This is a genomic window from Pseudoxanthomonas sp. (genome assembly GCF_027498035.1).
Taxonomy (GTDB): domain Bacteria; phylum Pseudomonadota; class Gammaproteobacteria; order Xanthomonadales; family Xanthomonadaceae; genus Pseudoxanthomonas_A.
On sequence record NZ_CP114978.1, the window covers coordinates 4,124,362 to 4,147,129 of the forward strand.

Annotated in this window: 35 protein-coding genes and 1 tRNA gene; 18 read left to right on the forward strand and 18 right to left on the reverse strand. The window is 63.5% G+C overall.

Translation table 11 applies throughout. The annotated features are described in order from the left end of the window. Positions 1-127: 127 nt before the first annotated feature. The gene (locus O8I58_RS18260; RefSeq protein ID WP_298319261.1) at positions 128-1,072 is read right to left on the reverse strand and encodes a LysR family transcriptional regulator; all 945 of its coding nucleotides are present in this window, start codon (positions 1,070-1,072) and stop codon (positions 128-130) included. 309 nt (positions 1,073-1,381) lie between these two features. Here O8I58_RS18260 and O8I58_RS18265 point away from each other — a divergent pair, with 309 nt between their 5' ends. The 7 genes from O8I58_RS18265 to O8I58_RS18295 all read left to right on the forward strand — a co-directional run bounded on the left by O8I58_RS18265 (position 1,382) and on the right by O8I58_RS18295 (position 7,434). Continuing rightward, on the forward strand, positions 1,382-2,122 hold the full coding sequence (locus O8I58_RS18265; RefSeq protein WP_298319263.1) for an SDR family oxidoreductase: 741 nt from the start codon (positions 1,382-1,384) through the stop codon (positions 2,120-2,122). A 5-nt stretch (positions 2,123-2,127) separates the two neighbouring features. Beyond that, on the forward strand, positions 2,128-2,748 hold the full coding sequence (locus O8I58_RS18270; RefSeq protein ID WP_298319265.1) for a 2-dehydro-3-deoxy-6-phosphogalactonate aldolase: 621 nt from the start codon (positions 2,128-2,130) through the stop codon (positions 2,746-2,748). Then, the gene (dgoD, locus tag O8I58_RS18275; protein WP_298319267.1) at positions 2,745-3,893 is read left to right on the forward strand and encodes a galactonate dehydratase; all 1,149 of its coding nucleotides are present in this window, start codon (positions 2,745-2,747) and stop codon (positions 3,891-3,893) included. The genes O8I58_RS18270 and dgoD overlap by 4 nt, the downstream gene beginning before the upstream one ends. A gap of 4 nt (positions 3,894-3,897) precedes the next feature. Continuing rightward, positions 3,898-4,797, forward strand: a complete 900-nt coding sequence (locus tag O8I58_RS18280) for an SMP-30/gluconolactonase/LRE family protein (protein WP_298319269.1) — start codon at positions 3,898-3,900, stop codon at positions 4,795-4,797. After that, complete coding sequence (locus O8I58_RS18285; protein WP_298319271.1) at positions 4,794-5,675, forward strand: 2-dehydro-3-deoxygalactonokinase; 882 nt, start codon at positions 4,794-4,796, stop codon at positions 5,673-5,675. The genes O8I58_RS18280 and O8I58_RS18285 overlap by 4 nt, the downstream gene beginning before the upstream one ends. A 19-nt stretch (positions 5,676-5,694) precedes the next feature. Continuing rightward, positions 5,695-7,260: a sodium/sugar symporter gene (locus tag O8I58_RS18290; protein WP_298319273.1), complete on the forward strand. Its 1,566-nt coding sequence runs from the start codon at positions 5,695-5,697 to the stop codon at positions 7,258-7,260. Between the two features lie 97 nt (positions 7,261-7,357). Next, a tRNA-Arg gene (locus tag O8I58_RS18295) sits at positions 7,358-7,434 on the forward strand. Positions 7,435-7,529: 95 nt separating this feature from the next. Here the strand turns inward: O8I58_RS18295 and O8I58_RS18300 are convergent. The 15 genes from O8I58_RS18300 to O8I58_RS18370 all read right to left on the reverse strand — a co-directional run bounded on the left by O8I58_RS18300 (position 7,530) and on the right by O8I58_RS18370 (position 17,649). Then, on the reverse strand, positions 7,530-8,519 hold the full coding sequence (locus O8I58_RS18300) for a tyrosine-type recombinase/integrase (RefSeq protein WP_298319276.1): 990 nt from the start codon (positions 8,517-8,519) through the stop codon (positions 7,530-7,532). A gap of 180 nt (positions 8,520-8,699) precedes the next feature. Then, positions 8,700-9,002: a DUF4031 domain-containing protein gene (locus tag O8I58_RS18305; RefSeq protein ID WP_298319279.1), complete on the reverse strand. Its 303-nt coding sequence runs from the start codon at positions 9,000-9,002 to the stop codon at positions 8,700-8,702. Beyond that, positions 9,002-9,322 carry a hypothetical protein gene (locus O8I58_RS18310; RefSeq protein ID WP_298319282.1) on the reverse strand — a complete coding sequence of 107 codons (321 nt, stop codon included), beginning with the start codon at positions 9,320-9,322 and terminating at the stop codon, positions 9,002-9,004. Before O8I58_RS18310 ends, O8I58_RS18305 begins: the two co-directional genes overlap by 1 nt. Next, a complete protein-coding gene (locus tag O8I58_RS18315) occupies positions 9,319-9,603 on the reverse strand; it encodes a hypothetical protein (RefSeq protein ID WP_298319284.1) in 285 nt (94 codons plus the stop codon). Before O8I58_RS18315 ends, O8I58_RS18310 begins: the two co-directional genes overlap by 4 nt. After that, positions 9,603-10,046 carry a single-stranded DNA-binding protein gene (gene ssb / locus O8I58_RS18320; RefSeq protein ID WP_298319285.1) on the reverse strand — a complete coding sequence of 148 codons (444 nt, stop codon included), beginning with the start codon at positions 10,044-10,046 and terminating at the stop codon, positions 9,603-9,605. The genes O8I58_RS18315 and ssb overlap by 1 nt, the downstream gene beginning before the upstream one ends. Further along, positions 10,043-10,315 (reverse strand): hypothetical protein, encoded by a 273-nt coding sequence (locus tag O8I58_RS18325; RefSeq protein WP_298319287.1) that lies wholly within the window; start codon positions 10,313-10,315, stop codon positions 10,043-10,045. Before O8I58_RS18325 ends, ssb begins: the two co-directional genes overlap by 4 nt. A 451-nt stretch (positions 10,316-10,766) precedes the next feature. After that, on the reverse strand, positions 10,767-11,387 hold the full coding sequence (locus tag O8I58_RS18330; RefSeq protein WP_298319289.1) for a YqaJ viral recombinase family protein: 621 nt from the start codon (positions 11,385-11,387) through the stop codon (positions 10,767-10,769). Next, positions 11,384-12,103 carry an ERF family protein gene (locus O8I58_RS18335; RefSeq protein WP_298319291.1) on the reverse strand — a complete coding sequence of 240 codons (720 nt, stop codon included), beginning with the start codon at positions 12,101-12,103 and terminating at the stop codon, positions 11,384-11,386. Before O8I58_RS18335 ends, O8I58_RS18330 begins: the two co-directional genes overlap by 4 nt. Positions 12,104-12,217: 114 nt before the next feature. Continuing rightward, complete coding sequence (locus O8I58_RS18340; protein WP_298319293.1) at positions 12,218-12,568, reverse strand: DUF8820 family protein; 351 nt, start codon at positions 12,566-12,568, stop codon at positions 12,218-12,220. A gap of 19 nt (positions 12,569-12,587) precedes the next feature. Then, on the reverse strand, positions 12,588-13,244 hold the full coding sequence (locus tag O8I58_RS18345; protein ID WP_298319295.1) for a DUF6745 domain-containing protein: 657 nt from the start codon (positions 13,242-13,244) through the stop codon (positions 12,588-12,590). 1,046 nt (positions 13,245-14,290) lie between these two features. Continuing rightward, positions 14,291-14,749, reverse strand: a complete 459-nt coding sequence (locus O8I58_RS18350; RefSeq protein WP_298319297.1) for a hypothetical protein — start codon at positions 14,747-14,749, stop codon at positions 14,291-14,293. A 139-nt stretch (positions 14,750-14,888) separates the two neighbouring features. Then, positions 14,889-15,629 (reverse strand): Gabija anti-defense Gad2 family protein, encoded by a 741-nt coding sequence (locus O8I58_RS18355; protein ID WP_298319299.1) that lies wholly within the window; start codon positions 15,627-15,629, stop codon positions 14,889-14,891. Continuing rightward, positions 15,626-15,781, reverse strand: a complete 156-nt coding sequence (locus O8I58_RS18360; protein WP_298319301.1) for a hypothetical protein — start codon at positions 15,779-15,781, stop codon at positions 15,626-15,628. The genes O8I58_RS18355 and O8I58_RS18360 overlap by 4 nt, the downstream gene beginning before the upstream one ends. Positions 15,782-15,881: 100 nt before the next feature. After that, the gene (locus O8I58_RS18365) at positions 15,882-16,238 is read right to left on the reverse strand and encodes a hypothetical protein (RefSeq protein ID WP_298319303.1); all 357 of its coding nucleotides are present in this window, start codon (positions 16,236-16,238) and stop codon (positions 15,882-15,884) included. Between the two features lies 1 nt (position 16,239). Continuing rightward, a complete protein-coding gene (locus O8I58_RS18370) occupies positions 16,240-17,649 on the reverse strand; it encodes a beta strand repeat-containing protein (protein WP_298319305.1) in 1,410 nt (469 codons plus the stop codon). A gap of 429 nt (positions 17,650-18,078) precedes the next feature. Here O8I58_RS18370 and O8I58_RS18375 point away from each other — a divergent pair, with 429 nt between their 5' ends. Both O8I58_RS18375 and O8I58_RS18380 read left to right on the forward strand, forming a co-directional pair. Continuing rightward, entirely contained in the window at positions 18,079-18,411 is a 333-nt protein-coding gene (locus O8I58_RS18375) for a hypothetical protein (protein WP_298319308.1), read from the forward strand. Positions 18,412-18,440: 29 nt separating this feature from the next. Beyond that, complete coding sequence (locus tag O8I58_RS18380; RefSeq protein ID WP_298319310.1) at positions 18,441-18,614, forward strand: hypothetical protein; 174 nt, start codon at positions 18,441-18,443, stop codon at positions 18,612-18,614. Positions 18,615-18,667: 53 nt separating this feature from the next. Here the strand turns inward: O8I58_RS18380 and O8I58_RS18385 are convergent, their stop codons facing one another. Together O8I58_RS18385 and O8I58_RS18390 are read right to left on the reverse strand one after the other, a co-directional pair. Then, positions 18,668-18,901, reverse strand: coding sequence for a DUF948 domain-containing protein (locus O8I58_RS18385; protein ID WP_298319312.1), 234 nt, complete (start codon positions 18,899-18,901; stop codon positions 18,668-18,670). Between the two features lie 12 nt (positions 18,902-18,913). Beyond that, positions 18,914-19,549 carry a S24 family peptidase gene (locus O8I58_RS18390; protein WP_298319314.1) on the reverse strand — a complete coding sequence of 212 codons (636 nt, stop codon included), beginning with the start codon at positions 19,547-19,549 and terminating at the stop codon, positions 18,914-18,916. A gap of 85 nt (positions 19,550-19,634) precedes the next feature. Here O8I58_RS18390 and O8I58_RS18395 point away from each other — a divergent pair, with 85 nt between their 5' ends. The 9 genes from O8I58_RS18395 to O8I58_RS18435 all read left to right on the forward strand — a co-directional run bounded on the left by O8I58_RS18395 (position 19,635) and on the right by O8I58_RS18435 (position 22,586). Continuing rightward, the gene (locus O8I58_RS18395) at positions 19,635-19,868 is read left to right on the forward strand and encodes a transcriptional regulator (protein ID WP_298319316.1); all 234 of its coding nucleotides are present in this window, start codon (positions 19,635-19,637) and stop codon (positions 19,866-19,868) included. A 189-nt stretch (positions 19,869-20,057) separates the two neighbouring features. Then, complete coding sequence (locus O8I58_RS18400) at positions 20,058-20,435, forward strand: helix-turn-helix domain-containing protein (RefSeq protein WP_298319318.1); 378 nt, start codon at positions 20,058-20,060, stop codon at positions 20,433-20,435. Further along, positions 20,432-20,602 carry a hypothetical protein gene (locus O8I58_RS18405; protein ID WP_298319320.1) on the forward strand — a complete coding sequence of 57 codons (171 nt, stop codon included), beginning with the start codon at positions 20,432-20,434 and terminating at the stop codon, positions 20,600-20,602. Before O8I58_RS18400 ends, O8I58_RS18405 begins: the two co-directional genes overlap by 4 nt. After that, positions 20,599-20,787: a hypothetical protein gene (locus O8I58_RS18410; RefSeq protein ID WP_298319322.1), complete on the forward strand. Its 189-nt coding sequence runs from the start codon at positions 20,599-20,601 to the stop codon at positions 20,785-20,787. Before O8I58_RS18405 ends, O8I58_RS18410 begins: the two co-directional genes overlap by 4 nt. Then, on the forward strand, positions 20,784-20,906 hold the full coding sequence (locus O8I58_RS18415; protein ID WP_298319324.1) for a hypothetical protein: 123 nt from the start codon (positions 20,784-20,786) through the stop codon (positions 20,904-20,906). Before O8I58_RS18410 ends, O8I58_RS18415 begins: the two co-directional genes overlap by 4 nt. Continuing rightward, entirely contained in the window at positions 20,906-21,193 is a 288-nt protein-coding gene (locus O8I58_RS18420) for a winged helix-turn-helix domain-containing protein (RefSeq protein ID WP_298319327.1), read from the forward strand. The genes O8I58_RS18415 and O8I58_RS18420 overlap by 1 nt, the downstream gene beginning before the upstream one ends. Before the next feature lies 1 nt (position 21,194). Further along, positions 21,195-22,082 carry a hypothetical protein gene (locus O8I58_RS18425; protein ID WP_298319329.1) on the forward strand — a complete coding sequence of 296 codons (888 nt, stop codon included), beginning with the start codon at positions 21,195-21,197 and terminating at the stop codon, positions 22,080-22,082. After that, positions 22,000-22,401: a hypothetical protein gene (locus O8I58_RS18430; RefSeq protein ID WP_298319331.1), complete on the forward strand. Its 402-nt coding sequence runs from the start codon at positions 22,000-22,002 to the stop codon at positions 22,399-22,401. The genes O8I58_RS18425 and O8I58_RS18430 overlap by 83 nt, the downstream gene beginning before the upstream one ends. Next, positions 22,398-22,586, forward strand: a complete 189-nt coding sequence (locus O8I58_RS18435) for a hypothetical protein (RefSeq protein ID WP_298319333.1) — start codon at positions 22,398-22,400, stop codon at positions 22,584-22,586. Before O8I58_RS18430 ends, O8I58_RS18435 begins: the two co-directional genes overlap by 4 nt. Positions 22,587-22,768 lie beyond the last annotated feature (182 nt).

A 22,768-nucleotide genomic window follows, 5' to 3' on the forward strand; every position in this document is an offset into this window, starting at 1 on the left:
AGGTCCGGGTCAGCGCACGCGGCGCGGTCCGGGCATCGCGGCGGAAGGCGATCGGGGGCGAGCATAGGAAGTGGAGACATGTCCCACAAATGAAATATTCACCGTGATCTATTCCTGGGCGAGATAGCTAGCGGCGCGCCCTGCCGGCGCCGCGCGGCGCAGGGCCATACAGATCGCGCGCTGTTTCGCGCAGCGCAGCCAGGACATGCGCTGCGGCGGGCGAGAGCGGGTGGTGGCGGCGCCGGACGATGCCGAAGTCTTCCATCCGCACGTCCAGGTCGATGGGCAGGATCTGCAACAGGCCGGCCTCGACGTGGGCCGAGATCGAGCGTGCGGGCAGCACGGTCAGGAAGTCGCTCTCGATCAGCAGTGCGGTGATCACCGGCAACGCCGAGGTCTCGATGACGTTGTCCGGCCAGGCAATGTCGTGCTCCATGAAGGCCGTGCCCATCCGCGCGCGCAGGATGCTCGACTCCGGCGGCACCACCCAGCCGTGGTCGGCCAGGTCAGCGTGGGTCAGTGCGCCCTTGCTGCCCAATGGATGGCCGGCGCGCGCGATGACCGCATGGGGTTCGTCGGCCAGTCGCTCGAACTGCAGGACGTCGGCCAGCTCGGCATCCATGATCCGGCCGATGACGATATCCAGCTGGCCATCGAGCAGGCGCGCGACCAGCGGCCGGCTGTAATCCATTTCCACCCGCACCAGGATGCTGGGAAACGCGGTCTTGACCCGCGCCACCGCCAACGGCACCAGGTTGGTTCCCGGATTGACCACCGTGCCCACGGCAGCCTGTCCGAGACGTCCGTCGCGCAGTGCGCCGATCTCGTCCTCGGCCCGGGTCAGTTCGGACAATGCGGCGCGCGCGTGTCGCGCCAGCACGTCGCCATACATGGTCGGTTCGATGCCGCGCGCATGGCGCTGGAACAACGGCGCGCCAACCAGATACTCCATTTCGGCCAGCAGCTTGGAAGCGGCCGGCTGGGTCATGCTGGCCGCCTCGGCCGCGCGCAGGACCGAGCGCTTCTCGTGCAGGTGCAACAGCAGCAGCAGGTGGCGTGTCTTGAGCAGCATCGGCAGTTCCAGCGGCGCGACGGATCGGCGAGCCTAACCTATTCCTGGTTGGGATAGGTCTGGCTAAAAATTTCATTTGATGAATATATCTGGCTTGAGAATAATCGCCCCAACCGCGTGGATGGCCGTTGGCCTCCCCCGGACATCCGCGGGAGGCGCGCCGCACAGACGATGGCCACCACGGATGCACCACTACACGCATCGTGATCTACCTGAGGAGGGGTCGATGACGTCATACATGAAGCCTTGCGCGGCAGCCTGCCGTGCGGGCACGCAAGGGCTGCCTGGTCCGATCTGCCGAGGTACCCTATGAGCGCGCGATTGGCGGGCAAAGTGGCGCTGGTCACTGGCGCGGCCAGTGGCATCGGCGCAGCGATCGCGGCGCTGTTCGTGGAGGAGGGCGCGCAGGTCATCGGCCTGGACCGCAATGCAGCGGCCGAGGCCGTGCCGGGCGTGGAACTCCTGCAGGTGGACATCACCGACACCGCGTCGGTGGACGCGGCGGTCGCACACGCCCTGCAGCACCACGGCAGGATCGATGTGCTGGTGAACAACGCCGGGGCGGACGTGTTTTCCGATCCGCTGGCGCTGGAGGACCACGACTGGCAGCGCTGCCTGGACCTCAACCTCAAGGGTGCCTGGAACCTGGCCAAGCGCGTGCTGCCGTCCATGCTGGCCCAGCAGGCCGGCAGCATCGTCAACATCGCCTCGGTGCATGGCCACCGCATCATTCCCCATGCCTTTCCCTACCCGGTGGCCAAGCACGGTCTGATCGGCCTGTCGCGCGCGCTCGGCATCGAGTACGCCGCGCACGGCGTGCGGGTTAACTCGATCTCGCCCGGCCTGATCCTGGTGCCACGCATCGAGGCCTGGTTCGAACGCGAGCCCGAGGCACGTGCGCGCCAGACCGCGTTGCTACCGCCCAAGCGCATCGGGACGCCGCGCGAGGTGGCCTACACCGCGCTGTTCCTCGCCAGCGACGAAGCCCGCTTCATCAACGCCACCGACATCCTGATCGACGGTGGCCGCTCGCAGCTCTACCACGACTGATGCCCATGTCCGCGCCCCTTCCCTTTGCCTTGCCCCTCATCGCCATCCTGCGCGGCATCACGCCAGCAGAGGCGCCCGCGCATCTGGATGCCCTGGTCGAAGAGGGCTGGGACGCCATCGAGATCCCGCTCAATTCGCCCGACTGGCAGGAGAGCATCGGCGCGGCCGTCCGCCGTCACGGTGCGGACCGCTGGATCGGCGGCGGCACGGTGCTGCAGGCCACGCAGGTCGACGCGCTGGCCGGCCTGGGCGCCAGGCTGATGGTCACGCCCAACATCGCGCCGGCGCTGATCAGCCATGCCGTGCGTGCGGGGCTGACCGTGGCGGCCGGTTTCGCCACGGCCACCGAGGCGTTCGCCGCGATCGACGCGGGTGCGCAGATGCTCAAGCTGTTCCCGGCCACGACCTATGGCCCGGCGCATGTCAGTGCCTTGCGCGCAGTGCTGCCGCCGGTACCACTGCTGGTCGTCGGCGGGGTGACGCCCGACAACCTCGGCACGTTCCTGGCCGCCGGCGCGGTCGGCGCCGGACTGGGCGGAGACCTGTATCGCCCCGGCCAGCCGGTCGCGCGCACCCGCGACCAGGCCCGCGGCTTCAAGCATGCCTATCAGGAGGCCACCCGATGAAGATCACCCGCCTGACGACCTATCACGCCGCGCCACGCTGGCTGTTCCTCAAGGTGGAAACCGACGAAGGCATCGTTGGCTGGGGCGAGCCGGTGATCGAAGGCCGCGCGCGCAGCGTCGAGGCCGCCGTCCACGAGTTGTCGCAGTACGTGATCGGCAAGGATCCGGCGCGCATCAACGACCTGTGGCAGACCCTGTACCGCGCGGGCTTCTATCGCGGCGGGGCCATCCTGATGAGCGCCATCGCTGGCATCGACCAGGCGCTGTGGGACATCAAGGGCAAGGCGCTGGGCGTGCCGGTGTACGAGTTGCTCGGCGGCCTGGTGCGCGACCGGATGAAGACCTATCGCTGGGTCGGCGGTGATCGTCCTGCGGACATCGTGGCGCAGATGCGTGCATACATGGCCCAGGGTTACGACACCTTCAAGCTCAATGGCTGCGAGGAGATGCAGCTGATCGACAGTCCGCGCGCGGTCGACGCAGCGGTGGCCAAGATCGCCAGCATCCGTGAGGCGCTGGGTGACAGCGTGGATTTTGGCATCGATTTCCATGGGCGCGTCGGCGTGCCGATGGCCAAGCCGCTGCTGCGCGCGCTGGAGCCGTTTCGCCCCTTGTTCGTCGAAGAGCCGGTGCTGGCCGAGCAGTACGAGCACTACGCGCGCCTGGCCGACAGCACTTCGATCCCGCTGGCCGCCGGCGAGCGCATGTATTCGCGCTTCGAGTTCAAGCACGTGCTGGCCGGTGGCGGCCTGGCGATGCTGCAGCCGGACCTGTCTCATGCCGGTGGCATCACCGAGTGCGTCAAGATCGCGGCGATGGCGGAAGCCCACGACGTGGCGCTGGCCCCGCATTGCCCGCTGGGGCCGGTGGCGCTGGCCGCGTGCCTGCAGGTGGACTTCGTCTCGCACAACGCGGTCCTGCAGGAACAGAGCATCGGCATCCACTACAACCAGGGCGCCGACCTGCTGGACTATCTGGTCAATCGCGAGGATTTCGCCTGCGTGGACGGCTACATCGCCGCGCTGCCGCTGCCCGGCCTGGGTGTGGAAGTAAACGAGGACATGCTGATCCGCGCCAATGCGCAGCCGCCGGACTGGGCCAATCCGGTGTGGCGCCATGCCGACGGCAGCATCGCCGAGTGGTAAAGCGATGAACGACGCCTCGCACGCCGCGCTGGTGCTGGACAGCCGTTGCACGCATGGCGAAGGCCTGCTGTGGTGCGACCGTCGCCAATGCCTGTTCTGGGTGGACATCAGCGCCTGCCGCGTCTGGCGCTACAGCCCGGTTACCGGCCAGTCGCATGCCTGGTCGGTACCGGATCGGCCCGGTTGCCTGGGACTGCTGGACGATGGCCGGCTGCTGGTGGTGCTGGCCAAGTCGGTGTGCGTGGCGGACCCGGACGCAACGTCCAGCCAGCTGGCGCTGGAGGTCCTGACGCAGTTTGAAGCCGAACAGCCGCTCACACGCAGCAATGATGGTCGTGCCGACCGCCACGGGCGTTTCGTGTTCGGCACGATGGACGAACATGCGCAGAAGGCCGGGCGCGGCGCGTTCTACCAGTTCTCGTTGCGGCACGGGTTGCGCCCGCTGGCGTTGGGCGAGGTGTCGATCCCCAATGCGATCTGTTTTTCACCGGACGGGCGCACGTTGTATTTCTGCGATTCGGTGACGCCGCGCATCCTGTGCTGCGACTACGCCTCGGACAGTGCCGGCGTGTCCAACGTGCGCGTGTTCGCCCAGCTCGACCAGCCGGGCGCGGAGCCGGACGGCGCCATCGTCGATGCGCAGGGTGGGGTCTGGAACGCGCAATGGCGCGCATGGCAGGTCGTGCGCTATGGCGTCGATGGCCAGGTGGATCGCGTGCTGCCGTTGCCGGTGATGCATCCCACATGTCCTGCACTGGGAGGAGCTGCACTGGACCGGCTGTACGTCGTCAGTTCGCAGCTGGACCACACCGAGCAGGCGCGCGCGCGCGGTCCGCTTGCCGGCGGCCTGTTCGCCGCGCAGGTGGACATCGCCGGCCTGCCCGAAGGGCGGGTGTACGCATGATCGCGGTGGACTGGGGCAGCAGCAGCCTGCGCGCCTGGCGCCTGGATGATGCAGGCATCGTGCTGGAGCGCCGGCGCGCCGACCTGGGCGCGTTGGCGCCGGCCGGGACGCACGCGGCCGTGCTGGCCGGGCAACTGGACGGATGGGACGACGCACGGATCCTGATCTGCGGCATGGCCGGTGCGCGTGGCGGCTGGGTGGAAGCGCCGTACGTGCCATGCCCGGCCAATGCCCAGCAGATCGCACGGTCGCTGGTGCGTCCATCGCTGGACGGGACTGGGCTTCAGGGCCGCGATGTGCACATCGTGCCCGGGGTCTCGGACCGGACTTCGCACGTGCCCGACGTGATGCGCGGCGAGGAGACGCAGGTGATGGGCTTGCTGGCCACCCGGCCGCAGGCCGCCTTGCTGTGCCTGCCGGGCACGCACAGCAAATGGATCGCGTGCCAGGACGGCGTCATCACCGGGCTGAGCACGGCGATGACCGGCGAGACGTATGCCCTGTTCCGCCACCACAGCATGCTGGCGCGGACCATGCCCGAGCGCGATGGCAGCTGGGATGCGGACGCTTTTGATGCTGGCGTGGCGCGCAGCCGCGAGCCCGGCGGCATGCTGCACCATCTATTCGGCTTGCGTGCGCTGGCGCTGGCCGATGCCCTGGCCCCCGAGCAGGCGCCGGCCTATCTCTCCGGCCTGCTGGTCGGGCATGAGATCGGCGCACGCCAGCCACCGCCCGGACAGGTCATCCACCTGATCGGCGGGAGCCATCTGGTCGCGCCCTACCAGCGCGCGCTGCAGGCCTTTGGCCTGGTCGCCGACATCCACCACGAAGACCTCTCCGCCGCAGGGTTGTCCCTGCTGGCGCGATTGGCGCCCTGATCGTCCAGGAACCAAAACCATGCATCTGTCCACACTCGATATCTGCATCGTCGTGCTCTACGCGGTGTTCATTTTTTCACTGGCGCAATGGGTGTCCAGGGACAAGAGCGGCAGCGGCGAACGCAGTGCGCAGGACTACTTCCTGGCCAGTCGGTCGCTGCCGTGGTGGGCCATCGGCTGCTCGCTGATCGCAGCCAACATCTCGGCCGAACAGATCATCGGCATGTCCGGATCGGGGTACGTGATCGGGCTGGGCATCGCCTCCTATGAATGGATGGCAGCGCTGACCCTGATTCTGGTGGGCAAGTATTTCCTGCCGATCTTCCTCAAGAACGGCATCTACACCATGCCCGAGTTTCTGGAGAAGCGGTACAGCCCCACGGTGCGTACGGTGATGGCGCTGTTCTGGTTGGGCGTGTACGTGTTCGTCAACCTCACCTCGATCCTGTGGCTGGGGGCCACCGCGGTCAACACCGTGGCCGGCGTGGACCTGGATGTGGCGCTCGTGGCGCTGGGCGTGTTCGCCGGTGCGTATGCCCTGTACGGCGGGCTCAAAGCCGTGGCCCTGACTGACATCGTGCAGGTCTCGCTGCTGATGCTGGGCGGCCTGATGATTACCTGGATCGCGCTGGACAAGGTGTCCGACGGCGCGGGCGTGTGGACCGGACTCCAGGTGCTGATGGAGCGCGCGCCGGACAAGTTCCACATGATCCTCTCGGCCGACAACCCGCACTACAAGGACCTGCCGGGCCTGTCGGTGCTGCTGGGCGGGCTGTGGGTGATGAACGTGTCCTACTGGGGCTTCAACCAGTACATCATCCAGCGTGCGCTGGCCGCCAAGGACCTGGCCGAGGCGCAGAAGGGCATCGTGCTGGCCGCGTTCCTCAAGCTGCTCATGCCGCTGATCATCGTGGTGCCGGGCATTGCTGCGGTAGTGCTGGCGCCCGACCTGGGGCGGCCGGATGCGGCTTATCCGCACCTGATGAGCCTGCTGCCTTCCGGCATCCTGGGCGTGGTGTTCTCGGCGCTGGTCGCCGCGATCATTGCCTCGCTGGGGTCCAAGATCAATTCGATCGCCACCATCTTCACCATGGACATCTACCGGCCCATGCGCCCGGGAACCAGCCAGGCGCGCCTGGTACTGATCGGCCGCATCGCCGCGGCGGTGGCGCTGGTGGTGGCGGTGCTGACGGCGCGTCCGCTGCTGGGCAGCTTCGATCAGGCGTTCCAGTTCATCCAGGAATTCACCGGCTTCTTCACCCCCGGCATCTGCGTGATCTTCCTGCTGGGCATGTTCTGGAAGCGCACCACCTCGGCCGCCGCCCTGATCGCCGCGGTGTTCTCCGCGGTGCTGTCGCTGGTGCTCAAGCTGGTGGTGCCGGAGTTGCCGTTCATGGACCGCGTCGGATTGACCTTCCTCGCATGTCTGGTGGTCGCGGTGGTGGTGAGCTTGGCCCAGCGCCTGCCGCCGACCGAGTACCGCATCGATCTGGATGGCGCAGGCTTCGCCACCAGCCGTTCTTTCAACGTCGCCTCGCTGGCCATCGTCGCGGTGCTGGTCGTGCTGTATTCGGTCTTCTGGTAGCTGCCCGCCGCTACGGCGTGCCGAACTGCACACGCCTGTCCGCGTCCGGCCACCCGGTAGGCCACGCGCGATGCCAGCGGGTACAATCCCCGCGCTTGGCCCCGTAGCTCAGCTGGATAGAGCGTCCCCCTCCTAAGGGGAAGGCCAGTGGTTCGAATCCACTCGGGGTCACCAATAGCAATGCGTTCAGCGCTTGGCACGTTTCGTGGGGGTGCCATATTCCGCCTTTATCCACAGGCTGTGGTCACAGTGGTCACAGCAGCCCGCCCTTAGAACCTGAGCTTCCGCACCGCGCCGTCGTCGCCTTCGGGTGTCAGGTGGGCGTAATACTTCTCCGTCGTGGCGTAATCGGCATGGCCGGCCAGGATCTGCACCCGTCGCAGCGGCACGCCTCCGATGACCATGTGGGCGCAGAATGTGTGCCGTAGGCGGTGCAGGCTGCCTCCAATCTTGGCCTTGGCCGCATCGTTCCGGAACCAGTTCGATACGGTGTCCATGTGGACGCTGGTGATCGGGTCGGGGAGCCGGCGCAGCGCCCAGCGGGCGTAGCGGTTCAGCGGCACCTCGCGCCATCGGCCTGACTTGGTGCGGCCCGCGCCCGTCTCGTCGGGTTCGCTTTCGACCTGCAGCCGACCGTTCACCACGGCCGATTTTCTCAGGCGGACAACCTCGCCGCGCCGTAGGCCGGTGTGGGCCAGGAATAGCCACAAGGGCGCCCGGTCAGGATTGGCCCGGTAGAGCTTGCGCATCGCGGCACGGTCATAGAACCGCACGGCAACACTGCGGACCCCGCGCGGAGCCTTGGTGGCCTCCATGGGGTTCATGTCCAGTTCCTTCCATTCCACGCCGCGGCGAAAGGCTGCCTGCAAGCGACGGATCTCTTTGCCTACGGTCTCGGGCGCCGCCTTGTCGCCAATCAGCCGGTCGCGCTTGTAGCCTTCGATCTCCATCGGTCGCAGCGTGTCGATCGGCCGGTGCCCGAACTTCTGGATGAAGCGCTTGACCTCGCTCCTGGCCTTGCCGGCGGTGGTCGGATGCTCGGCCTCGTACCAGTCCAGATACCATCGCAGGTAGGCGCGCACGGTCGGAAGGCGCGCCAGGATGCGAACGCCGTGGGTCAGCTCCGCTTCTTTCGCTGCTCGTATTTCCTCAGCTTCTCGTTTGCCGAGCTTGCCGATTGAGGGGCGAAACCGCTGGCCGCCTTCGCGCCAGTTGAGATAGGCGGCGTCGCCGCGCCAAAAGAGGGTGACCCTTGCCATGCCTGTGCACCGTAGATCGCGGCATAGAGCGCCGACTTTTCGTAGAGCTGCCTGCCCATGAACCTCCGGGGGATGATCCCGTAGGCGGCGACGTTCGCGCGGAACTGACTGTTGGACACGCCGCAGTAGAAAGCGGCCTCATCCACCGTGAGCCAATCCTTGCCGGATAGGTTTAGATCTTCAGCTGCACCCATCGCGCTCTCCTTCGTTCTCGGGGTGGCGGGTCATGGCTTCCCGACGGCGCTTCACGATATGGCCCGTCTCGCGTAGATCAATCTCGACAGCGCCGGCAGCTACCGCCTTGGCTCGCGCAGACAGCGCGATGTCGTAGTGCTCCTGTACCGTGCCGGCCTTCTGAATCCACTTGCGCGCCACGCCGATCCTGTCTGCCATGGCGTCCAACTCCTGTCGCGTGTCTGCCAGCATGTGGCACATGATCATCCTGCCGAAGGGAGCGCGCATGTTGTCCACGTAGACCGCCATCACCCTTCACCCGCCACTTCGCCTGCCGGGGCGGCTGCCCTGGCCCTGTACTTGTCGATCGCCTCGCGCAGTGACCGGCCGTTGCAGCCCTTGCCCCATATCATCTGGACAGGCAGGTAACGCTCGCGGTTGGTGACTCCGCTGTACGTGCGCTCCAGCCAATCAAGACGAGCGGAATCCTCGCTGGCCTGCTCCACAGCGGCGCGGGCGTAGGCGCGCATTGCTTCGTCGGTGTGGCTGTAGATGAGTTCGCCAGTCTCTGGGTGCAAGCCTTGGCATACGGGAGCCGGCAACTCCGGCAGCGCGGTCTTGGGGGTCATGCTTCCTCCGAGACCGGCGCCGGACCATTTGCCATCTTCTTCAAGATCGCGATGGTCTTTTCGTGGCTCTTTATCTTTTTCTCGATAAGCGACTTCACCGCATCTTGCGCATCGGGCTCAGTCAGAAACGCGTCTTTCCCGATTGAGAATGAATTGAAGAACCGATCATAGACACGAGTCTTACTGTCTTCGTATCGGGTCAACTGTTTCTTGATAATCCGGCCACCTTTCGCGGCGGCGTACTTCGTGATGTACGCAGTCACTGTCTCTTCCGTGCTCATCACCAGTCACCTCGATTGGTCAGGAACGGGATATCGTCGTCGGAAAAATCATCCATCGGCGCCGGCTGCTGAGTGGCCGGGGCAGGGCGCTGACGCTGGGGCGCGCCGCCGCGCGCACCGCTGGAGCTGGTATTGCCCTGCTGTCCGTCTCGTTTCTCGCCCAGCAGCGTCACGTCGCGCACATCCAGGGTCACGTAGGTCTTGCCGTCGTGTTCCCGCGTGCCAAGCTCGCCAGTGACGCCCAGACGGTCGCCCTTGAGGATCATCGAGGCCAGCTTCTCGCCGCGCTCGCCCCACAGCGAGCAGTCAATCCAGATCGTTTGCTTGTTGTCGCCGAAGCCCTTGTCCACTGCCAGCGCCCAGCCGGTGACGGCCTTACCAGCCTGCGTGTAGCGGGTAACAGCATCGCGGCCGATCCGGCCAATCGCGTTGAAACAGTTCATGCAGCATTCCTCAAATTGATCTTGTTCATTTCGAGCAAGTCGTCCTCGATAAACTCGGCGGCGTGCTTGCTGGTGTAGGTGCCGACAAGGAAGGAGTCGGGAAGTCGTTTGTAGGCCGAGTGGGTTGGCGTGATATACACGTCGCCGCCCATGTCCAAATGGACCTCGACGGAACTGCGCGCTTGCCTGGAACGTCGGCGCACTTCCTCGGCGATCACTTCGATGTCGTCTCGGTGCACGTTGTGATACGAAAGAGCGGTGGTTCTCATCCTGCAATCGCCTCCAGGCGCGCGGCCTTATTTTTGTTCCCGAAATTTGGTGATGGACCGACCGGAGTTAAAAGCGCTCTATTCATTGGCCACCCTCGTTCCTGTATCCGCTTGACGATTGCCCGATATGGCAATCCGTGGTCTCGGCAGTACTCCTTTAGAGTCCTTCCATCAGGAGCGCGAATGCAGTTCCGCCTGTTTCTGTTCTGCTCCTCCCTAGTCGACCAACGACAGTTCTCAGGGCAGTAGTCGCCGTCGTTATTGATCCGATCCAGCATCCCGCCTGGAGGGCGTGGGGCCATATCGTCAATAAACGCTTGGACCGAGGCTTTCCATCTATCGCAAACGTTTATTCCTCTGCCGCCGTAGTTTTTGTAAGCCCTATCTGCCGGGTTCAGGCAACGGCTAAGCATTGCGCCGCGCACATACACTAATTTCATGCGTTCACTACTCATGCCGCCTGCCGCTCCGAAAGCAGTGAAACCTCTTCGGAAACCCTGCTTTCCAGCAGACAGATGCGCTCCGCCATCTGCTGCTTTTCGGATTCGGTAACGGTTGCCGGGATAACGATGCCGCCGGCTGCCGGGTGGTAGACAACGAAGTCCAGCCATTCCAGTTCGCCAACCCACATAGCCCAGCGTGATTGCCAGCGGTACTCTGCTGGGATCTTCCGAGTACGGTTCACTTCCATCCATGCGCGATGGAGTGGGCTCTTAGCCTCGATGCCTCCAGCCTGATCGACCAATCCATCCGGAGACCATCCGACGTTCGGGATCGAGCAATGTTCCACGAAGCCGACTTGCTCCACGGCAACGCATTTATCAAATGCGTACCAGTCTCGGGCTTCCGGCTCCAACTCGTTGCCACGTTCCATTGCCGCGGATTTGAACCCTCCGGAGATAGGGCCGTATACACGCTCCCATGCCACGTCCTTAACAAGGTCAGCCAGACCTTTTGTTTCAAGGCCGCCCATGATCGTTGCAGCCTTGCTAGCGCTCCACTTCCCAGCTCGGATGGCATGCCATTCGTCAGTTCCCTGCGAAATGTCACGGTGGATGATCGGTCCAGTCATGCCTTGAACTCCTTAGCCTTGGCGGCCCACAGGGCGCGGATCTGCTTCATGGCTGGGGCAGGGATTCCCTGCTTGCCCTTTAGGTCGTCGCCGATGCGATCCAGTTCGATCTTGTCCGCAGCGCCCTTGATGGCGTCGGCCCAGTTACTGATGTCGAACGCACTGACCGAAGCGAACGCGTCGTCGTCCTCGCCGTGGCTGGTCAGGTTGAGCAGGGCGCCAGCTGTGTACCGCTTGCCGTAGCTCACGCTCGACGCGACCGCCTGGACCGCGTTCTTGTTGCCGCTGGGGTCAGCCGGCAGCTTGATCGTGGTCTGTTCCTTGTGCCCGCTGCGGTGGGTCAGGACGCCGCTGACGGCGATGCCGTCGGTGAAGTCCGTGCGAAAGGACAGTGCGAACCCGTACTCGGTCAGGATCGGCTTGATCGCCGCGTTGATGTCCTCCCACAGGGCGAACTTGTAGCGTCCGGCCGCGTCTCCACGCTCGCCGATGCTGGGCAGGCGTGACTGCATGTCGGCCAGGGCCGAAGCGAACTCTGCCTCGGCGCGCTTGGACTCGACGCGCTCGTACATCAGCATCAGGCGTTCCATCTTGTCCACGTCGGTCTGCGGATCAGCGGCTGCCCTGGCGATGACGGCAAGGAGTGTTGCGCCTTCGGCTTGGATGGCCGGCAGCTTGCGCGGGTCTTCTGCGGGTGATGCGACAACTGCGTTCATGTGACTCCTTGCCGGCATCCCGGCGTGTGTGAATAGTTGCCAGCATTGGGGAACCCGGCTGGCGCGGGTGGGGATAGATGCCGGATTGGGGAAGCCGTCCGGCGCGGCGGGGAATCAGTCAGCGACCATTCGCGCCTGTTCGGCAAACGGGTCGTATTCGCGGGCGATGCGGAATTCGTAGATGCCTTCGGGCAGCTCGAACTTCTCGTGAGGCGTCGCCGCATCCTGCTCAAGTTCAGCCGGCGCACTCAGACATGCATAGATGATCCGCATTCCATCGGCCACTGCATCGTCGTCACGTTCCATCACGTCGCCGCCAGTCAGCACGTGGTGATGTCCGCTTTCGGAGTGGCTGATGATGTAGCCATGAGCATTGCGTTCGACTGGCTTGGTTTTCAAGTTGATGGGCAATGCGTCAATCTTGATGATCGTGATTTCGCCCTGGGCGCCAATGATCTCTTTCATGTTTATTCCTTGGTAATGATTAGGTGCGGCGCGGTGGTGCGACGAACTCAGACTGCGGGTCGCCGATCCGCCAAGCCTGTGCAGCAATTGCCGTGTCGATGGGAAGGCTGTCGATGTCCGACACGCGCGGAACTCCTTCGCAGATGATTCCATTGCGTGGGCACATCGCTTTCAGAAAGCGCCCTGGCTCACGTAGGCCGGGCAACGTCAGTTCAATGAGCTGACCAATCGTCTCGTTCCCACTGTCATCGATAACCTTGGCATCTAGTACGTCCAGCATCTTCGGCCAGCCAATCAGGCTTGCGCCTACAGCCCGCTGCTCGACGTTCTCGACGCGAAGCACCTCCGATGGATCAAGATTTACTGTGTCTTCAACCCAGTTCGCCGGCACGCGTGTGCCACGAACTGCGTATAGCGAATACCCATCTCGGTAGCGGAGTGCTGGACCAACGTTCGAATGCAATCTGTTCCGCTCATCGCGAGCAATGACACTTGGCCTGCCGGTCAGTACGCAGAATTCATTGAACGGATACCACCACCCAATCGAGCGGCATACAGCAAGATGGTCATCAAGCGCGTCGTTTAGCGCCGGGCGATAGATGGCACCAACACGACGCCCCCCATCCAGCCATCCCCACAACCCGAAGTCTTGAGAACCCCAGAACCAAGTGCCCATGTAATTGATTTTCTGGCCCCTGAGCTGGCCCCAGAGCTGGTCCCTGAGCTGGTCCCTGAGCTGGTCCCTGAGCTGGTCCCTGAGCTGGTCCCCCGAGCTGGTCCCTGAGCTGGTCCCTGAGCTGGCCCCCGAGCTGGCCCCAGAGCTGGTCCCTGAGCTGGTCCCTGAGCTGGTCCCCGAGCTGGTCCCTGAGCTGGCCCCCGAGCTGGTCCCTGAGCTGGTCCCTGAGCTGGCCCCCGAGCTGGCCCCAGAGCTGGTCCCTGAGCTGGTCCCCGAGCTGGTCCCTGAGCTGGCCCCCGAGCTGGTCCCTGAGCTGGTCCCTGAGCTGGCCCCCGAGCTGGCCCCAGAGCTGGTCCCTGAGCTGGTCCCCGAGCTGGTCCCTGAGCTGGCCCCCGAGCTGGTCCCTGAGCTGGTCCCTGAGCTGGCCCCCGAGCTGGCCCCAGAGCTGGTCCCTGAGCTGGTCCCTGAGCTGGTCCCCGAGCTGGTCCCCGAGCTGGTCCCAGAGCTGGTCCCTCGACAACTTCTCCGCACTCGGGAACACGCGGCAGTACAGATCGATATACAGCTCGGCTGCGAGCGGAGAATCTACGGCGCACGAAGTAGGGCGGCTTTTTGCCGATTCGCTCATACATGCGGGTGATCGCCGCTTGCGCGGTATCGAAGTCCGTAGGCTCAGTGGACAAGCCCGCAGCCAGGTGTTCGCGGGAAGCCGCCTGGATGATGTCCTCTCGTTCCGGGGTAAGTTCAATCTTGGTCTTACTCATTACGCTCTCCCTCGCTAAACATCCCTTCCACGGCTTCCTGCCGCGCTTCGTCTAGGGGCTGGGGTGGGGTGATCGGCGGGATGCCTTGCTGCATCGCGGCTATGAATGGGTCGGAGTGGGTCATTTCGTAGCCCTCCACTTCCACGGAAAGTTGTTCGGCTGCCACTCACTCATCACGCTCTCCTTGTTCTTCCAACGGCTCCGGCTTCGGGATATCTCCGAACACGCGCTGGAACTGGGGCTCCACGTAATCGCGGAAGTAGGTGTCGGGGTCGGGGAGGGTCATGCTGCAACCTTCGAGCTGCTGCTGATGAGATCTTTGAGCGTGGTTCGCCACATCTTCCCGGCAGGCAGTCCAAGCGCTTTGGCCAGCTCAGCCATTGCTTCAAGCTTCGTGGCGCCGAAGCCCACCGGATGCTCTTGCATGTTGGTGAAGTTCACCCAATGCGCACACCAAGCGTTGCCATCGAGCTCAAGCACAACACCGATTCGGTCTGCGTACCTCTCTGCATCCGCATCGTCGCAGCCCCACTTGTTTGCCAGCGCTTCAACACGATCACGATGCGCACCGAGCGCAAGCGCCTCAACCAGAATGTTCCAGGCTCCCTCGCGGTTCCCGGGATCCATCGGCCACATGCAACGGGCGAAATCGGAATCGCGGATGTCGCAAGCCGAGTCAGGGTTCGGCTTGTAGATCAAGTCGCCGTTTTCATGCAGGTAATACCAACCTTGGATGCTCATTTCTCATTCCTTGCAATGAAGTTGTGTGGTTGCGGGGCCACGAGGCCATCGCGATGGATTTCAGCGATTCGATGCGGCACGGCGTAGCAAGCCAGGGCAGCAGTCAGCGCCCAGGCGATCTGCGTGAATCGGCGGAGGGTCACAGCAGCTCATCCTTTGGCTGCTTGATCAGGCCGATCTTCACCAGCAGTTCCTCTGCGTTGCCAGGCATGTCATCGGGGGCTACGGCCACCGTGAACTCTGTGTTGGCGATAAGCGCCACCGCTGCAGCCACTGAGAACGGCGCCTCCGTGTCCAGCGCCACGCGCTCCCCGTACTGACCACCGATGGCCGCCGCGAGGTCTTCCCAGGATTCCAGCCGGACCTGATGGCAGCACAGGGCGATGCGCAGAAGATCACCCTTCCCGAGTGTGTAGCCGCGCGCCTGATACTTCATGACCCGAAGCAGAGAGCCGAATGGGAAGCGCGTGCCGCTATGAAATTTCAGGTAGCGCTGACTGGCGTGCTTGAGAAAGTCAGGGTGGAATACGAAGGCATCGGCATCGATGTCATAGGCGCCCATGCACACAGTGAAGTCGAACGCATCGAAAACGGCGGCTGCCGACTCGAAGAAGTCGAAGTGCATCAGCTGGATAGTGTCGTCCCCGCGCTTGAAAGTGACCGCGCGATCAGTAGCAAATACACACCACAGCCTACTTTCGTAGGCCAGACGAATGGCCGCTATGAACGCCTCGCGGGTCTTGAAGTACAGGTCAACGTCATTGATCGGCTGGCCGGTGAAGACGCTGGTGAGCGCACCGCCAGCAATGAAAGCATTGGCTGGCAGGAAGTCAGCGGCCGCCTGCTTGATCTTGTTCAACTCTCCGGTATGGCTGCTCATCTCTCATTCCTTGCAATGAAGTTGTGTGGCTGTTGGTGTGTGAGTCCGTCGCGCTGAATCTCGATCACGCGGTGGGGCACGGCGTAGCAGGCGAGGGCGAGGACGGCCCAGGTCGCGATGCGCGTCGTGCTGCGGAGCTGGCGGGCGGTCATGCGACGCTCCAAAGCAGCACGCCGAACACGATGCCGACGCAGAAGAAAACAACGCCATTGGCCCAATATTCGGTTCGGGTGTATCCGCCACGGTGAGCGCTCATGCGGCCACCGCCTGGCGCAACGGTTCGGCGCCATAGGCATCGGCAAGCCGGGTCGCAGCGGTGAACATGTCGCACTTCAAGTCATCCATGCGGCATTCCACAGCCTCATAAACGAACATGCCGATCCGCGTCCTCATCGTCAGCGCGAACTTGTCGTTGTCACCGGTAGCGAGCGAGGCGGCCATGGATGCCATCTCTTCTTCCGTCAGCTCGCCCATCGCTTCGGAAAGCACAGTCGGGCAGCCCTTCAATGCCTCGATGTACGGACCGGCCATCTCTTCGTCGCGCTCGCTGGCTTCCTCGGCCTTGCCGCAGGAGTAGCAGCCGCACTGGCGGTGGTAGGTGTGGGCCATGTCAGGCCTCCACCGGCTTGCCGCTGCGGAGGACATACCAGACGTTCGGCTTGATGCCGTCCGTCCCAGCGATGCCAGCCCACACCGCAATGATGTTGTAGTCGTCGTCACGCTCAACGAGGAACAGCGCGTTGCCATCGGCGCCTGAGACCTTGCCGGCGTAGCCCGTAGCCGACGCAGCGCCCTGGTCGCCCGTAGCCGATGCAGCGCCCTGGTCGCCCGTAGCCGATGCAGCGCCCCGGGTGCCCGTAGCCGATGCAGCGCCCCGGGTGCCCGTAGCCGATGCAGCGCCCCGGGTGCCCGTAGCCGACGCAGCGCCCTGGTCGCCCGTAGCCGACGCAGCGCCCTGGTCGCCCGTAGCCGATGCAGCGCCCTGGTAGCCCGTAGCCGACGCAGCGCCCTGGTCGCCCGTAGCCGATGCAGCGCCCCGGGTGCCCGTAGCCGACGCAGCGCCCTGGTCGCCCGTAGCCGATGCAGCGCCCTGGTAGCCCGTAGCCGACGCAGCGCCCTGGTCGCCCGTAGCCGACGCAGCGCCCTGGTCGCCCGTAGCCGATGCAGCGCCCCGGGTGCCCGTAGCCGACGCAGCGCCCTGGTCGCCCGTAGCCGATGCAGCGCCCTGGTAGCCCGTAGCCGACGCAGCGCCCTGGTCGCCCGTAGCCGATGCAGCGCCCCGGGTGCCCGTAGCCGACGCAGCGCCCTGGTCGCCCGTAGCCGATGCAGCGCCCTGGTAGCCCGTAGCCGACGCAGCGCCCTGGTAGCCCGTAGCCGACGCAGCGCCCTGGTCGCCCGTAGCCGATGCAGCGCCCCGGGTGCCCGTAGCCGACGCAGCGCCCTGGTCGCCCGTAGCCGATGCAGCGCCCTGGTAGCCCGTAGCCGACGCAGCGCCCTGGTCGCCCGTAGCCGATGCAGCGCCCCGGGTGCCCGTAGCCGACGCAGCGCCCTGGTCGCCCGTAGCCGATGCAGCGCCCTGGTAGCCCGTAGCCGACGCAGCGCCCTGGTAGCCCGTAGCCGATGCAGCGCCCTGGGTGCCCGTAGCCTGCTCGCCTTCCGGCTTCGCTCGGCTGGTGGTGTATTCGATTGCGGCTTTAACCAAGCCGGGGATTCCGATCTCCAGCCCGACCTTGATCTTTGTGCTGGCTACCTTGGAGTCATCGGAGTGACGGGCGAGGGTGCCGGACTGCTCGACCAAGAAGTAGCGGGAGCCATCGCCGGGGGGGTAGTAGCCCAGCACGTCCAGCGGGTACTCGCAGGCGTGGAAGCCGGACTTGCAGGCCTCAGCCTTGTCCTCGGTGTAGGTCTGGCCTGCGACGTACTGGAAGTCGCGGCACTTCAGGTTCTTGTCGAAGCCCTTGAAGGTCTGGATGACCTCTGCAGCGTCCTTGGGCGCTTCCTTCTTCTTGCGAGTTGCCATGTTCCCCGTCCTGCAGATGGCCCGGGTGGGCCGACGGGGATAACTATAAACGTAACGTTTGCGATAAGTCAAACGAAACGTTTGCAAAATTCAATGAATCCTCCCTATCGAAACGGGGGGATTGATTGATGGGATTGGATGTGGCTGCGGTCCCAACCCATGCGGTTGGGTTGTAACGCCTGCGAAACGCCTACATCTAGGGTTCCACGCGCACGCGACATGGCCGGCCGACTTCAGATCCGCCGTAAAAGTCCGATAAATAGGAAGCTGCGTACACGCTCACCGTGTACAAGTGACGATGTTTCACGCGTATTTCTGTGTATCATTGACTGCATGATCTAGGAGGCATAAGGCCACTGATCCATGGCCGCCTAGGAACGCACCTATAGGCGGCTTTGTCGTCAATAGGGGGAGTGCATGGCAGCAGAGATGAGCGACCAGGAAGTTGTGAGCCAAATTTGGCTACACGTAGTACGAGTGGTGAACAAGCTCGTTGAAACACACGACACATACGGGTTTGGTAAGTTCTCAGAACAAATGAACCCTAGGCTTGATGTTGTTGTCAAAGCCTTCAACGTAGCCGATGCGCTTCTTAAGACTTTGACCGAAAGTGGTCAGCTTGATCCAGACGAATACCGCCAAGCGATCGACAGCCGGCAGTGCATCTATCACACGAAGCGACTGTCGCTTGCTTTAGAGTCTGACGATGAAGATGAATACAAGCGTTTGATCGACTTGCTTACAAAGCAAGCGACCATATAACGATGATGGAAGTTGAGATGGAGATGACAATGAACGCAGCAGCCCTGAACTTTGACCTGTATGCCATGACGAAGCCGAAGACGCGTCAGGATGCAATGCTTGTGGCGCGCGAAATCATCGACCAGCTCACCTTGATCGAAGAGTGCATCGATAGGGCGATTGCTGGATGTGAGGCTTCGCGCCTGGCAGATCTCGCACGCTGATCTGCCTGTTGAAGCTCAAAAAAACCCCGCTCCGGCGGGGTTTTTTGTGCCTACTACTCAGGCCAGAAGTCAGACCTGGACGGCGGCGGATCTCCCTTGATTAGGGCGCGCGTTTGAGCGTGGAAGTAGTTGTGCCCACGCCAATGGCCTTCCAGTTGAGTGTGAAGGTAGTTCACCTCCTTTTTTAGGCTCTCAAGCTTTTTGTTGGTGTCCTTGGTCACCGAGAGCAGGCGCAAAAAAGCTGCAACTACTAAGAAGCTCAGTGCATATATCTGCCATCCGGCCATGTCGCGCTCTCCCTAGTTGAATCGATCAATTCGGTTGCGAAGATAGACCTTGCCCCCAACCAAAGTCCCGTGGGGCAGGGCAAAGGCCGGGTAAAGGGCAGCGTTCGCGCTCACAACGTACACGGCATCACCGCGGTCCTGAAGCCCTTTGACCTGTTGTCCATTACCGGTGTTGATCAGGTAGATCCCGTCGCCGTCGAACGACGTCACCCCCGTGTCCACGATCAGTGACTCACCTGGCTGGATGATCGGCAGCATGGAGTCGCCACGGCCGGTGACCAGCACGAGGCGCCCGGGTGTCGGCACGAAACCCACGACCGACCGTATATAGGCCGGAGTGAAATCCATCGACTTGATGACCTCCGGGTAGTCGTCATTGATCCTTGCATCGCCCATGCCTGCTTCTCCGTCCAGCTGTCGGATGCGAACGTAGCCCGAGCCGGTCTCAGTCGCAGAGATCGGTGAGACATGATTAGGCTGGGCGATCTTTGTCTGGACATCATCTGACGCGTCCGCAGATACCTGCCCGCGCTTACGCCAGCCGTTGAACGTCTGAGTAGTGACTCCGAAGGTGCGCGCAGCATCTGCGGGGCGTATGCCGTTGCGTGCAATCCACGCCTCGACTTCATCAAAAGGGACTCTAGCCATGCAAACAGATTGTTTGCATTTCGGGTGCGCGCGTCCACAAACGTAACGTTTGACAATGAGCAAACGTTGCGTTTACAGTGGGCGCATGGACGCAATCAAACGAGCTATCGAATCTGTGGGTAACGCATCTGAGCTGGCTCGCCGGCTTGGTGTTGTGCCTATGACCATCACCCAGTGGAAGCGCCGGAAGCAGATTCCCGCCGAGCGCTGCCTGGAGGTCGAGGCCATCACGGGCATCTCCCGCCACGACCTGCGCCCCGACGTCTTCGGCCCAGCCCCCGCCAAGAAGCCCAAGCCCGCCCAGAGCGAGGCGGCCTAATGCGCCCCTCACTTCCCCAGCAGCCTGTAGTGGCACACGCCGTCGATCCATCTGATCGCGAACACCTTGCTGCACAGCCAGACGAGCGTGGTCACGTTCGCGGGCGTCGAATTTCGTAAGCAATCCATTGGGCCTGTCCTTCGGGGTAGGCCTTTCATTTGGCCCAAACACCAACCGTCAACACGAGACATGACCACTCAACACGCATTACCGCTCATTGGCCAAGTGCCTGCAATTACGCGGGTTCCGGCGCATTTGATCAGCCTGTGCCGATGCTCCGGTGATGCCGTTCTGCTGGCGATCCGTGTCGGCAAGAAGTCACAGCGCCAGGTCGCCAACGACATCGGCATGGAGCCGGCGCAGCTGTCCCGGATCATCTCGGGCAACGCGCACATGCCGGCCGACATCGCCCTGTCCTTCGCCAGCGCCGTCAAGAACTGGGGATGGCACCAATGGGTGGCCCACTCCTGCGGCATGGACTTGGTGCCGCGCACCGAATCAACGGAGGAACGCATGTTCCGCCTGGAAACCGAGAACGCCGAACTTCGACTGAGGGCTGTCGCATGACCCAGAACGAATACAACCAGACCCTGCAGCAGATGCAGCGCGAAGCAGAGCAAGCCGCCAAGGGGCTGCCGCCGCGGTCGAACGTCGTGGAGCTGTCCAAGTTCCGCGGGGACAAGTTCATCCGCAAGTACTGCACCCCGATGCCAACTGGCCCGGAGGCCGCATGAACATCGAACAGATCGAGTACGTCCAGCCGCTGCTGAGCTACGAGTTGGACCACATCCGTGACCAGATCGCATGGAGCCGTCGCCGCCGTAACGAAATGGAAGCCAAGCAGCGTGAGGCCGTGAAGCGTCGCGAGGCGCAGAAGCGGGTTGCTGAGTACGCGGCGGTGCAGGGGATGAGTGCATGAGCAAGCCCACGCCCAAGCCGCACCCCTGGCGCGTCCATTCGCCCGGATGGCTGGCCAACGACCGCAACCGCAACGAGAAGACCGTGCCGGCGCATGCCAGGCCGGTGAGGAAAGGCTGATGAACCATCTTCCTGCACGTTCAACGGATCCGGAAACCAGCTTCGAAGCTGCCGAGCACATGGTGAAGTCTGGCAAGGCTGCCCAGCAGCAGGCCACCACCGTCTCCGCCGTCACTGCCAATCCTGGCATGACCAGCCACGAGCTGGCGCGTCACTGCGTGCTTGACCGATACCAGCTGGCACGCCGTCTGCCTGAGGTGGAGTCCGCTGGCCGCGTGATCCGTGGCGAAGCGCGCAAGTGCCTGGTTACCGGGCACAGGGCCGCTACGTGGTGGCCGGCCGCCTGATATGTCCGACACCTACACCAAGCTGTTCTCATCCATCACCGAATCGACCGTGTGGGGTGAACCCTACGCGACCCGGATCGTGTGGGTGACGATGCTGGCGATGGCGGACGCATCGGGCGACGTCTATGGCGCCATCCCTGGCTTGGCGCGTCGGGCCAATGTCACTCTGGAAGAGGTCGAGACGGCACTGCAGTCCTTCATGTCGCCGGATCCGTACAGCCGGACGAAGGACGACGACGGCCGCCGAATCGTTGAGATCGCTGGCGGCTGGCGGCTGATCAATCACGCCAAGTACGGCTCTGTCCGCAACGAGGAAGAGCGCCAAGCCTACAAGCGGGAATGGGACCGGCAAAACAGGCCGAGTGGTCACAAGAGGACTGCGCAGTCCGACAACAGTCCGACACAGTCCGACAGTAGTCCGACAAAACCCGACAGTCCGACCCCATTAACACCAACACCATCACTACAAGAAGAGCAGAAGCAAGAGCGTGTGCAGCCTGCGGCCGCACCGTCGCGCTTCGCTGAGTTCTGGGCGGTCTACCCGAATCCGAAGGCCAAGAAGGTCGCGAAGGCGATTTGGGACAAACGCAAGCTCGATTCGCGATGTGACGAACTGATCGCCCATGTCCGCTTGATGGTCGAGTCAGACGACGACTGGCGCCGCGGCTATGTGCCGATGGGTTCCACCTACCTCAACCAAGACAGGTGGGAGGACGTGCCCAAGCAGCAGCCGAGAGCTGGTCCAGCTACCGGGCAGCCGCTGGGGAAGCAGATGCAGGGCGTGATGACACTTGAGGGAATGATCCGTGAACGAATGGCTGGAAATCGAAATTCTGAGGGGGTTGCAGCGACTGGCCTGCTTGTCACTGGACCGGACACCCGCAGCTGAAATGCTGCCGGGAACGGCAAATGCCTGGACCGATGCGATCACTGACGGCAAGGCATGGGATGAGGGCCTTGACGCACCTCGCTTCCGCAAAGCGTTCGTCACCCTGTCGAAGATTGTCCGTCGCTGGCCTGCGCCTGCTGAGTTCCTGGAGGCGATGCCGCCGCGCGAGCAGCTGGCGCTGACCAAGCAGACGATCAAGGCCGATCCGGTGCGTGCCGAGCGGGCAATGGCTGAGATTGCGCGGACCTTGCGGCGAGTCCCAGGAGCGGGGCAGCCGATTGGTGGCGGCAGGGCCCCAGACATGGGCGGTGACCGATGAACACCGAAACCGTCTGGCGCCTCCTGCAGGAGGGCTTCAACGCCGCCGAGATTGCTGCCGCTGCCCACGTCGATGAAGACGTAGCCCGATCCATGGCCGACGAAGCCATGGGGCGCACGCGCGGGGCAACCATCCGCCACCTGGACCGGCTGACCCTTCGGAAGGTGCAGGAGTTGGCCGCATGAAAACACTCGCCGAGCAGGCACAGCGGGACATGCAGGAGGTGGGGGCGTGAGTCGGGTCGAAGTAATCGGGAGCGCAACCCTTTACCTGGGGGATTGCCGTGAAATTCTCCCAACACTACCCAAAGTCGATGCATGCATAACAGATCCGCCGTATGGGATCGGGGAGTCGGCCGGGAAGGCAA